11 protein-coding genes, 1 tRNA gene and 1 pseudogene are annotated in these 11,396 nt (G+C 41.7%); 6 read left to right on the plus strand and 7 right to left on the minus strand.

From position 1 onward, the window contains the following. The 4 genes and pseudogenes from AC1DRQ_RS26180 to kdsA form a co-directional block, all read right to left on the minus strand. Positions 1-286 (minus strand): annotated as a pseudogene (locus AC1DRQ_RS26180) (undecaprenyl-phosphate glucose phosphotransferase); the annotation flags it as partial. A 221-nt stretch (positions 287-507) separates the two neighbouring features. Further along, positions 508-1,845, minus strand: coding sequence for a nucleotide sugar dehydrogenase (locus AC1DRQ_RS26185; protein ID WP_477428265.1), 1,338 nt, complete (start codon positions 1,843-1,845; stop codon positions 508-510). A 62-nt stretch (positions 1,846-1,907) separates the two neighbouring features. Then, positions 1,908-2,843, minus strand: a complete 936-nt coding sequence (locus AC1DRQ_RS26190; RefSeq protein ID WP_477428267.1) for a KpsF/GutQ family sugar-phosphate isomerase — start codon at positions 2,841-2,843, stop codon at positions 1,908-1,910. A gap of 4 nt (positions 2,844-2,847) precedes the next feature. Beyond that, on the minus strand, positions 2,848-3,624 hold the full coding sequence (gene kdsA, locus AC1DRQ_RS26195) for a 3-deoxy-8-phosphooctulonate synthase (RefSeq protein WP_477428269.1): 777 nt from the start codon (positions 3,622-3,624) through the stop codon (positions 2,848-2,850). Positions 3,625-3,779: 155 nt separating this feature from the next. On the opposite strand from kdsA, the gene hscB reads away from it, so the two are divergent. The 5 genes from hscB to gap all read left to right on the plus strand — a co-directional run bounded on the left by hscB (position 3,780) and on the right by gap (position 7,681). Continuing rightward, positions 3,780-4,304, plus strand: coding sequence for a Fe-S protein assembly co-chaperone HscB (gene hscB / locus AC1DRQ_RS26200; RefSeq protein ID WP_477428271.1), 525 nt, complete (start codon positions 3,780-3,782; stop codon positions 4,302-4,304). A gap of 30 nt (positions 4,305-4,334) precedes the next feature. Next, positions 4,335-4,414: transfer RNA gene (locus AC1DRQ_RS26205), tRNA-Leu, on the plus strand. Between the two features lie 199 nt (positions 4,415-4,613). Then, positions 4,614-5,339 (plus strand): 3-keto-disaccharide hydrolase, encoded by a 726-nt coding sequence (locus tag AC1DRQ_RS26210; RefSeq protein WP_477428273.1) that lies wholly within the window; start codon positions 4,614-4,616, stop codon positions 5,337-5,339. Between the two features lie 499 nt (positions 5,340-5,838). Next, positions 5,839-6,720: a GlxA family transcriptional regulator gene (locus AC1DRQ_RS26215; RefSeq protein WP_477428275.1), complete on the plus strand. Its 882-nt coding sequence runs from the start codon at positions 5,839-5,841 to the stop codon at positions 6,718-6,720. Continuing rightward, positions 6,704-7,681 carry a type I glyceraldehyde-3-phosphate dehydrogenase gene (gene gap / locus AC1DRQ_RS26220; protein ID WP_477428277.1) on the plus strand — a complete coding sequence of 326 codons (978 nt, stop codon included), beginning with the start codon at positions 6,704-6,706 and terminating at the stop codon, positions 7,679-7,681. Before AC1DRQ_RS26215 ends, gap begins: the two co-directional genes overlap by 17 nt. 125 nt (positions 7,682-7,806) lie before the next feature. On the opposite strand, the gene AC1DRQ_RS26225 is transcribed toward gap, so the two are convergent. From AC1DRQ_RS26225 to AC1DRQ_RS26235, 3 genes are all read right to left on the minus strand, one after another. After that, complete coding sequence (locus tag AC1DRQ_RS26225) at positions 7,807-8,115, minus strand: hypothetical protein (protein WP_477428279.1); 309 nt, start codon at positions 8,113-8,115, stop codon at positions 7,807-7,809. A 276-nt stretch (positions 8,116-8,391) separates the two neighbouring features. Then, positions 8,392-9,378 carry a 3-keto-disaccharide hydrolase gene (locus AC1DRQ_RS26230; RefSeq protein ID WP_477428281.1) on the minus strand — a complete coding sequence of 329 codons (987 nt, stop codon included), beginning with the start codon at positions 9,376-9,378 and terminating at the stop codon, positions 8,392-8,394. A gap of 161 nt (positions 9,379-9,539) precedes the next feature. Next, entirely contained in the window at positions 9,540-9,905 is a 366-nt protein-coding gene (locus AC1DRQ_RS26235; RefSeq protein ID WP_477428283.1) for a VOC family protein, read from the minus strand. A gap of 282 nt (positions 9,906-10,187) precedes the next feature. On the opposite strand from AC1DRQ_RS26235, the gene AC1DRQ_RS26240 reads away from it, so the two are divergent. Next, the coding region (locus tag AC1DRQ_RS26240; protein ID WP_477428286.1) for an MFS transporter at positions 10,188-11,396 on the plus strand (1,209 nt) is incomplete at its 3' end.

Below are 11,396 nucleotides of genomic sequence, written 5' to 3' on the forward strand. Positions count from 1 at the left end.
TGGTAAAGCATATAAAACTCACAAACAAAAGGTACGTTTTAATTACACCACGATAAGTTCTTATAGAATCTTTGTTTAAAACATGTTCATATAAACCAGTGATATTGGCAGATAACAACCAAATTAAATTGAATACCAATACAATGGGTAAATACCTTCTGTTATTTATCCAAAAAATATACGATCTGTCTTCGATGAAGTAAGAAATTACCATGCTTATATTAAGTATAATATAATCAATAGTAAGGTTCACTGCTTTAATAAAAGTAGCGTATCTGTGAATCATTTATAGAGCTTATTGAAGTAGAAAATGCACGCTAAATTAGCATATTTATTTATAAATAACAATCTGATAATTGAATGCGCAACCAGTTACAAAAATTTCATATTACTATCAACAAAATTAAAAATTAAGAAATTCATACAAAATCAAATATAAAATAATTAAGCAACTAACCAATGTGTCTGTCGATAAAACAATCATTAATTTTAATGCATATATAGGATCTACAAACGACCGTTCACCATATCCTTATCCAGTATTCCTTTGATGTCATATATAACCGATGAGCTGTTTTTCTTGAGCCTGTCATAATTCAGATCAAAAAATTCCCTGTGCCCAACTGCTACAATTATAGCATCATAATTTCCGCTTAACTTATCCAGATCTTTTATGGTGTCTACATTATATTCATGCTTAACCTCGTCCGGATCAGCCCAGGGGTCATATAGCTCACAATGAGCATCAAATCCGCTTAAAACATTAACAATATCAATAACTCTGGTATTACGTACGTCAGGGCAATTCTCTTTAAAGGTAAAACCAAGCACCAATATGTGTGATTTTTTAACTGATATATCGTTTTTTATCATCAGCTTAATTACTTCAAGAGCAACGTAGGTACCCATGCCATCATTAAGTCTTCTGCCGGCCAGTATAATTTCGGGATGATAACCTACCTCCTGCGCCTTTTGAGCCAAATAATAAGGATCAACCCCGGTACAATGACCACCAACCAGGCCCGGTTTAAAATTCAGGAAGTTCCATTTAGTTCCGGCAGCTTCCAAAACAGCATGGGTATCAATATCCATAATGTTAAATATTTTGGCCAGCTCATTTACAAAAGCAATATTAATGTCGCGTTGCGAATTCTCGATCACTTTGCAGGCCTCCGCGACTTTTATACTTGGTGCCTTATGTGTGCCGGCTGTTACAATAGTGCGGTAAAGTCCATCTATAAAGTCTGCGGCCTCAAGCGTTGACCCTGATGTTACTTTTAAAATATTGGTAAGTGTATGAATCTTATCGCCGGGATTAATGCGCTCAGGCGAGTATCCGGCAAAAAATTCACTATTGTATTTCAATCCTGAAATTTGCTCCAATACAGGCACACAAACATCCTCGGTAGCACCGGGATATACGGTTGATTCATAGATCACAACATCGCCTGTTTTAAGTACCCCAGCAACGCTCTGGCTGGCTTTGATCAGCAGGCTCAGATCGGGGCGGTTGTACTGGTCTGTAGGTGTAGGAACCGAAACAATGAACACGTTGCATGAGGCAATATCATTAACATCTGACGTAAATATAAGCCCCCTGTCTGTTGTAATATCGGTTGCTAATACTGATAAAAGTATAGCTGATTCAGTTTCGAGGGTACGGTCAAAGGCACTGTTTAGCTCATCAACACGACTTTGTTTAATATCAAATCCCTTTACCGGGAATTTTTTAGCAAACTCCACGGCCAATGGTAAGCCTACATATCCCAAACCAATAATTGCAATACTGATATTTGCAGGCGGTACAAATTTTTCAACGGGTTGATTTGACTGATGATCAAACATGTTTTATAGCAGCGGTAGATAGGTTGTAAATATAGATTTATTTTTTGTGAGCACAACCTACTCTATTGACTATAGATCTGGTAAACGCCCTTAATGCTTCTGTTTTGTGCCGAACCAACCAGCAGTGTGGTTATCTTTTTTTCTATCATTAATTGTTCGGCCTGGCTTGCAAATTCCTCACCATCAATGATGATAGGATTTACGGTCATTATTTCGGCAACAGTTAAAGTTGATGTATCAGGGTGTAGCAATAAAGCACGCCTCAGATCGCCGTCAGTAACTATACCTTTAATATAAGTGGCATCGCCCACCATTACCATGCCTAAGCGCCCTGCCGACATATTAAGCAACAACTCCATAAACGAAGCCTGTTCTGTTATAAAGGGCAGTTTATCGGTACGCATCAGATCCTTCACCTTAACCAGCAACTTACGCCCCAGGCTTCCGCCGGGGTGAAAACGGGCAAAATCATGCTGTTTAAAATCGCGCGATTCCATTAATGCTATGGCAAGGGCATCGCCCATTACCAGAGCCGCGGTAGTTGATGATGTAGGCGCTAGCTCCAGCGGACAAGCTTCGCGGGCAATTTTTATATTGAGGTGGTGGTGACTGTTTTTAGCCACCGTTGAATTGGGATTACCCGTAACACCGATAATTAAATTCTTGTTCCAGTTTAAAAATGGAATTATCCTGAGCACTTCTTCGGTTTCTCCGGAGTATGATATCATCATCACAATATCATCAGTACCCACCATACCCAGGTCGCCATGAAAAGCCTCACCAGGGTGCAGAAAGAAACTGGGCGTACCAGTGCTGGCAAGTGTAGCGGCTATCTTTTTACCAATAAGCCCTGATTTGCCTATGCCGGTCACTACCAGTTTACCTTTAGCGTTCAGTATAGCTTCTACGGCCTTTGTAAACTCATCATCAATTAAACCAGCCACATGCTGCAGCGATTCAATCTCTATATCAAAAACCTTTTTGGCAATATCTTTCATGTATTTATCCCACTAAAGGTGCCATCACCTTATCCAGATCCTGTAATTTAACCATGTTAGGTCCATCGCTCAACGCGTTATCCGGATCAGGGTGTATCTCCATAAAATAACCATCCGCACCAAAAGCCTTTGCAGCTAATGCCATCATAGGTACAAAGGTACGGTCGCCACCTGTTTTGCCCCCCGCCCCGCCTGGTCGCTGTACCGAATGGGTACAATCCATACAAACAGGATGGCCAAAGGCCTTCATATCATAAATGTTCCTGAAATCAACAGCCAGGTTATTGTAACCATACATGTTACCCCGTTCAGTAAGTATAACCTGAGTATTACCGGCTTCTATCACTTTTTGAGCCGGATAAAACATATCCTGGCCAGATAGGAATTGAGCTTTCTTTACATTTACTATTTTACCTGTTTGGGCAGCAGCCACCAGCAAATCTGTTTGTCGGCATAAAAAGGCTGGTATCTGTAATATATCAACCACTTGTGCAGCTATGGCTGCCTGTGCGGGTTCATGAATATCGGTTGTAAGCGGCAGCCCGAAACGATCTTTTACATTTTGCAACATTTGCATACCTTTTTCAATACCCGGGCCACGATACGAATGGATAGATGTACGATTGGCTTTATCAAATGACGATTTGAAGATCACAGGTACATTGTAGCGCTGACCAGCTTCGGCAACTTTCTCTGCTACCTGATATAAAAGTTCCTGGTTTTCCATTACACAGGGCCCTAATATAAAGAACGGCTTTTGCCGTATTTGTTCAAACAACATAGCTTATTTATGGTATAAGGAGCAAAGATAAGGATAACCACGAATTACACGAATTAGAAAGTAATTCGCAATAATGAATGTTAACTGATCATCAAAATTCATGTAATTCAATTAAATCAATGAAATTCACGTCTACATCTCCTTACCTTTGCGCTATGAACTATTTTGAATTTTATGGCATCCCTGAATCATTTAATACAAACCAGGCCACGCTGAAAAAAAAGTTTTACGAACTGAGTAAGTTATATCACCCTGATTTTTATGCGGGCGAGGATGAGGCCAAACAACAGGAAATACTGGAACTATCAACATTAAATAATAAGGCTTACCAGATACTTTCGGACCCAGCACGCCGTATGAAATACCTTTTAAAGGTGCATGGCCTGGTATCTGAGGGTGCAAAACCACAACTTCCGGCAGATTTTTTAATGGAAATGATGGATATTAATGAGCGCCTGATGGAAGTTGAAGATGCTGAACAACTGGCACAAGTTACCGCGGAAGTGCTTGCTATTGAGGGAGATATTAACGACAAGATTACAGAACTTACTGCAGATTATGAACAAATTGACCATAACGCGCAGGAAAGCAGACGGAATAAAATTGCAGAAATTTACTACAGACAAAAATATCTGTTGCGAATTAAAGAGAGTTTAGATACATTTGCAGCCCGCTTGTAAGAAAATCAACGATCACTTACAACATAGTATGCCCAGCTGGCGGAATTGGTAGACGCGCTGGTCTCAAACACCTGTGGGAAACCGTGCCGGTTCGACTCCGGCGCTGGGTACAAAGCCTCTTCGAAAGAAGGGGCTTTGTTGCTTTAATTGTGCGGTGATAAAACCGACCATAGGCAGAATATTATTTCATCTATAATAATCCCGTTCAAATTTCACTTTGACTATTATGTTAGTTTCTTAGGGTTAATTTTAACGATCTTGATAAAATTATTTGCAAATTGATGCCAATAAATCAGAACCTGAAAAATTATGAAAAAGAACTGCACCAAATGTTTATTTATCCTGGCTATATCGGCAGCCATCTTTACTTGCTACTCCTTCAGTGGAGACCAAAACAATAAGCTCTCCGCACAAGAAAAAAAACAGGGCTGGAAGCTATTATTTGATGGAAACTCGACCAGCGGTTGGCATTTGTATAACAGCCAGGGGGCATTCACTGTTTGGAAGGCCAAGGACGGGGAGCTATTCTGTGATGCAATGGATAAGACAGGTCCGGGTGATTTGATCACCGATAAGGAATATAAGAACTATGATCTGAAATTTGACTGGAAACTGCCAAAAGGAGGAAACAGCGGCGTTTTTATTAACGTTTTAGAAAGAAAAGATGTTCCGACAGGTTGGGCGTCGGGGCCGGAATATCAATTGCTCGACAATGCCAACCCAGACTATGCCAAACCGCAATACCGTTCAGGCTGTTTATTCGGAATGTCTTCGCAAAAAAAACTGGCGAAAACCAAACCTGAGAATACCTGGAACCATTCTGAAATAAGGCAAAAAAACGGCAAAGTGCAGTTTTATCTTAATGGTATACTCACCACAGAGGAGGACTTTACTTCCAAAGTATGGGCACAAAAAGTAGCAAACTCGCATTTTCACGCTTACCCCGAATACGGCAAGCATATCAGCGGCCATCTCGTTCTGCAAGACTGGGCTACCGGTATTGCGTTCAGAAATATTAAAATAAAAGAACTATAGAAAATCATCGAATGGTTAAAATTAAAACAATCAATGATGGTCCCGATAGATATCGGAATCGGGTTAGATATTCCAAATGGGCCTTAACTATCAAACAGAGTGGCTAATCGTTTCAGTACAAAGCCTTCCTGAGAAATCAGGAGGGCTTTGTTGTTTTAATGGTGCGGTGATAACACCGACTATAGGGTTAAGTATCTAATTTACAATACATTAATAATAACCTTATTTTATGCATTTGCAATTAGGTGCTTAACCGATACTTTTGGATTTTGGTGGCCTTATACGTGATAGATTTGATAAATTGTCACTTTTAGTAAGTTCCTCGTCTTCATTCATGATCCTTATCGCAATTTCAGCAATTATACGTTCAACATTTCGCATTCGTTTCATTTAGGTCTGTCATTGAACCCAATTTAGCAATATCCAGGCAACTGGTACATGGCCTGAATTGTATAATTTATGTCCTTTGAGACAGGTTTAGTATTATATAATTTTGAACATGGATAAGAAGAAGATCGCAATTGTAGTGATGTCCGGTAACTTCTTGATGGATTTCGCAGGACCTGCTGATGTTTTCAGGCATGCCAATGCGCTCCGGGATATATACGATGTATCATTGGTTTCTCCGGATGGCGAAACAGTGAAAGGCATTGGCGGGCTACAAATCAATAGTAATGCGTTAAGGGATCTGAGTGGTATTGATACGCTACTGATTGTCGGGAACGACTCTGAATCAAACTATAAGCAATTCTATACCTGGCTGGCAGGCGTGCATAACCAAATCCGTCGGATCGGAACGATAGGCGTTGGCGCTACCATTGTAGAAAGGTCGGGCCTATTACTGGATCATCATTATTTTCATACCCGGGACGGGCAGCTGTATACCTCCGGCGGGGTATCTTCCGGAATAGACCTGGCTTTAGCGATGGTAGAGGAAGATTGCGGACGGGCCGTTGCAGCCCATGTAGCAAGGAAACTCATTTTCTTTTACCTGAACAAGCAGGCTTACCAGGTGCAGTTTGGGACACTGGCCGATACATCTGCCCTGGCCGTACAGTTAAAAGAATGGCTGGCAGGGCGCTTGCACGAACCCCTGAATATTGGACGTTTAGCGGAACACCTGAACATGAGTACGCGAAACTTCACCCGGGTATTCACCAGGCAAACCGGAATTTCCCCGGCCAAATTCATTGAAAAGCTTCGCGTGGAAGCTGCCAGTGTTCATGTGGAGCAAAGCGATCTGCCGCTTGAAGAAATCGCTTTGCGTTGCGGTTTAGGGGGATTGGTATCCATGAGACGTTTATTTTTAAGACACCTGATGGTTACACCATCAGACTACAGGAGATTTTTAAAACTACAGAAATATGAAAATTGCAATTAATGGATTTGGCCGCATCGGCCGGATGACGCTACGGGCTTTACAAAACAAAAAGGATATCGAGGTTGTTGCGATCAATGACCTGACGGATCTGCAAACGTTGATCCACCTGTTGAAATATGATAGTGCTCACGGGCAGTTTCCAGGCACAGTTGCCCAAGAAGACGGCGCCATGTTGGTAAATGGCCGAAAAATACAACTACTGAGCGAAAAAGATCCTAAAAACCTTCCATGGGGAGATCTGGGAATTGATGTGGTCATCGAATCGACCGGTCGCTTTACTGACAAGTCGGCCGCACAGGCTCACATTGACGCGGGTGCAAAAAAGGTACTAATTACTGCCCCTGCAACCGGCGGGATCAAAACCATTGTGCATGGCGTAAACAATGACCTGATCGGCGGCGACCAGATCTATTCAACAGCATCCTGTACAACGGGCAGTATTGCTCCAGTATTATTCATACTGGATAAGGAGTTCGGTATTGAATCCGGCTTTATGGCCACTGTGCATGCTTTTACAGCCGACCAGCATTTGCAGGACGCGCCACATAAAGACCTTCGCCGGGCACGATCCGCACCGCATTCAATAATACCTACCACAACCGGCGCTGCTAAGGCTATTGGCGACGTATTGCCGGAACTGAAAGGTAAACTGGACGGATTCTCCTACCGGGTTCCGGTGATTGACGGATCTATTGTCGACCTATCGATCAATCTTAAAAAGGAAGTTTCAGCAAAAGACCTCAATGCTATTTTAAAAAGCTATGCAGATCAATCTTTGAAAGGAATTTTGGAATATACCGAAGAGCAGTTCGTCTCTGCAGATATATTGGGTAATACCCACAGCTCCATTGTGGATGGTAATCTCACCAAATCCATCGGAAAATTGGTGAAAGTAGTCGCCTGGTACGATAATGAGGTCGGCATTTCCAACAGGATAGCCGAATTGGTATCTGTACTTTAAATCTTACCGGGCCATAGTTATTTGCGAATGAAGTATATGGCCCGGTCACTGGTTACGAGCCTTCCTGAGCAATCAGGAGGGCTCTGTTGTTATAACACCGACCATAGGCTGAGTGGGGAGATATATTAAATATTGGGCGGGCCAGGTAATTCCATACAATGTGTTGCCAAAAATTCAGACTTGGTTAGGTAACCGTAGAACTTTCCATCACTTGGGCTATACCTGCCCGTTACCCCTTTTTGGCCATCCCACAAGTAGAGATTATCAAGGTTGTTAATAAGCTCTGAAGTTAAAACGTCTTGTACCGGAACCCATTGAGGTTTAAACTGCTCAGCGTAGGATTCCATCATGTCCTCAATGTCTGTTTCATTATAATAAGATGGATATTCGGCGTGAGCTGCTTTTGACCAAATTATTTCTTCTGCTGTTTTCATCAATTCCTATATTGTTCAGGCGTTTGCCGTTTGAAATTGAACCATAGTGCAACGTTGCTCCTTATTAGCCTCTTGAAGGCTTAAATTCTACAATGGTTTTTGTTATTTCAACCTCACCGTATTCCAATCGAGATCACTCTTATTCGTGAGTTACTTTGTATACGCTTTACAAGCGCCGAAGTTGTGTATTCAATGGAAAGATTCAATCTAACTATGTCTTGAAATAACAAAGCCTTCCTGATTGCTCAGGAAGGCTTTGTTGTCTCTTAGTATCCACTACTTTACAGGAGTAATAACAATATTCCTGTAATCAATCGGTCCATGGTCACCCTGGATCAGTATCGGGCCTGGTTCTCCTTCCTGACTGTTTATCGCTCCTCCGGTTATGCCGGGGATCACCTGGTCGCATATTACCGTTTTTCCGTTAGCTACAATAGTTATCATTCTGCCAACCAGTGTAACATCATAAGATTGCCACTCGCCCGGATTTTTCGCCATCATTTTATTTGGCGGCAGGAAACCATAGATTGAGCTGAACTGGTTGTTGATAGGCTCAGGGTCGCCGCTTTTTGTATCAATGATCTGCAATTCATATCTGCCCCTCAGATAAACGCCGCTGTTACTTCCCTGGGGGTACCGAAATTCAATATGAAGTTTAAAATCGGTAAAAGTTTTATCACTTATCAGGTTAGCTCCTGAATGTGGGCTTCTCAAAATACCACCCTCTGCAATCCATTGATTTTTGCCATCGGCATGCCAGCCTTTAATATTTTTTCCGTTAAACAATTTCACCGGCGTGCCCCAAACCGGACTTTTAGACTTGATAAGTAATAGAGCACGGACACCCGTAAATTCATAAGTAACGCCATCAGTAAAAACCATGGTGCCTTTTATTTTATCGCCGCTAACTTCAAATTGAAAATCCATGTTCCTGCTCCCTTCTTCCCATTGCGGAGGAATAGAAAAGCTGTATTTACCATTATCAGGTTTAACTTCTGAAATAGGGCGTGCGCTGCCAAAAGCATACACAAAACGACCGATCAGTGTATGTGTACCTGATTTCTGCACCTCTAACCAGGAAGGTAAATTTTTACCTGCTTTGTTGATTGTAAGGTCCCACCTGCCAATCACATCAGGGTCTTTTGTCGGTTCTGCCTTGCCAGTTGATGCCTTAACTGCCGAAAAAACAAATAAGGACAGGATAATTTGCATCTGGAAAAAACGGCAAATTGACTTATTGCCGAATATTAATAAGTTTTTCATATTCTATTTTAACAATTTATAGTTTCAAACTTTTATATACACTTGCGATGACAGGTTGAAAGGTAGTTTTTTTATTTTTCTTTATCCAAAAAAATTTACCTGATTAGTGCCCGATACCACAAGCGGCGCTGAAATATCCAGACGTGATGAACTTGTTTTAACTATTTGTAAAACTCTCCAAAGTGCCAGAGAATTCCTGATGGGTCGTGCAGAAAACATTCCCTACCCCAGTCATACCCTCGGATTGGTGTTAGTTTAACACGTTCATATTTAGATGCAAGGTCCAAAGCCACCAATTCTTTCCAATGCTTATCAACATCTTCAACTTCTAAAAAAATCATTGAATTGTCTATCCAATCTTTCACGTAAGCATCTTGTAAATAAAATCCTAAATCCGCGGCTTTAAAATAGGACATGTTATGAGCCAAAACACTTTCCTGAAAACCCAGGTCCCGGTAAAAACTTCTTGATATTTCAAAATTTTCGGCTCCAATGAATGGTCGAATAGAGGTGGCTTTATGTTCCATTGTTTTCGTTTTTGAATTGTTGCTGAACGCTCAGGGCCTGACGATTAGGGTAATTGGCAGTAAAATGTAGTCCCCGAGCTGAGGTTGAGTAAAGATAAAAAGTTTAACGATTATTTCAATGGCGGGTGTTTTTCATTCCCATTCAGTGGCAGCCTGATAGGTTTGGGTATGCAATATTTGACACTTATAATGAGCTCCTTAGTGAAAAAATACTTATAATTTAACAGCGCTACAAACAATTTTGTGATTGTACTTTGTTACATTTACTGTATAACCTATTTTATGGCAACAGTTGCACTTGGTAGTTCTGCTGGTAAATGGATCATGGTTTCATCAATCATGGCATCGGCAATGGCATTTATTGATGGCACAGCACTAAACGTAGTATTACCATCATTACAACAAAGTTTAAACGCCACCGGTACCGATCTTTTCTGGATACTAAATGCCTACCTGGTTATGCTGGCCTCCCTTATTATGATAGGCGGATCATTAGGCGATAAGCTGGGCCGTAAAAAAATATTCATGGCCGGTATTTTTATTTTTATAATAGGTTCTGCAGCCTGCGGTTTCGCTCCCGATGTTACTTTGCTTATAGTTTTCAGAATGCTGCAGGGTATTGGAGGGGCATTGATGATACCAGGTAGTTTATCATTGATCTCTTCCTCAATTGATGAAAAAGAACGGGGCAAGGCCATTGGTACATGGTCGGCATTTACTACGGTGGTTACCCTGGGTGGCCCTATATTGGGTGGGGCCTTTGGCGATGCAGGTTTATGGCGTTATATATTTTTCATTAACGTTCCCATTGGTACAGTTGCGCTTTGGATCCTATGGCAGAAAGTAAAAGAAAGTCGCGACGAAGAAAGCGACCATGCTTTGGATTTTCCCGGGGCTGTAGCCATCGCGCTGGGTTTAGCGTTGCTTACATTTGGCTTTTTGCGGGTACCTGCCGTTGGATTAAACAACTGGCAGGTATATACTACATTGGGAGCCGGCCTCTTATTACTGGCTGCTTTTATCTTTATTGAAAGTAAGAGTAAGCACCCCATGATGCCGTTAAAATTATTTACCAGCATGACTTTTACGGGGGTTAACCTGCTCACCTTTTTTCTGTATGCCGGGCTTGGCGCCGGTATGTTATTTCTTTCATTAAACTTGGTTCAGGCACAGGTTTACAGTCAGTTACAATCAGGACTTACCTTTTTACCTTTCACCATACTCATGATATCCATGGCACGATTCGCGGGCGGCCTTGCTGATAAACATGGCCCGCGCTTACTATTAATAGGTGGTCCCGCCGCCGCGGGTGCAGGTCTGCTGATCTTATCTTTTGTAAAACAAACAAACGGCCCCGGTGATTATTGGACAACCTTTTTTCCCGGTGTTCTTGTTTTTGGAGCGGGTATGTCATTTACTGTTGCACCACTCACCGCGGCGGTAATGGGCTCAGTAAGTGATCATTTTTCAGGAACAGCATCTGGTGTAAAC

This window comes from Mucilaginibacter sp. P4_E8 (assembly GCF_056401495.1).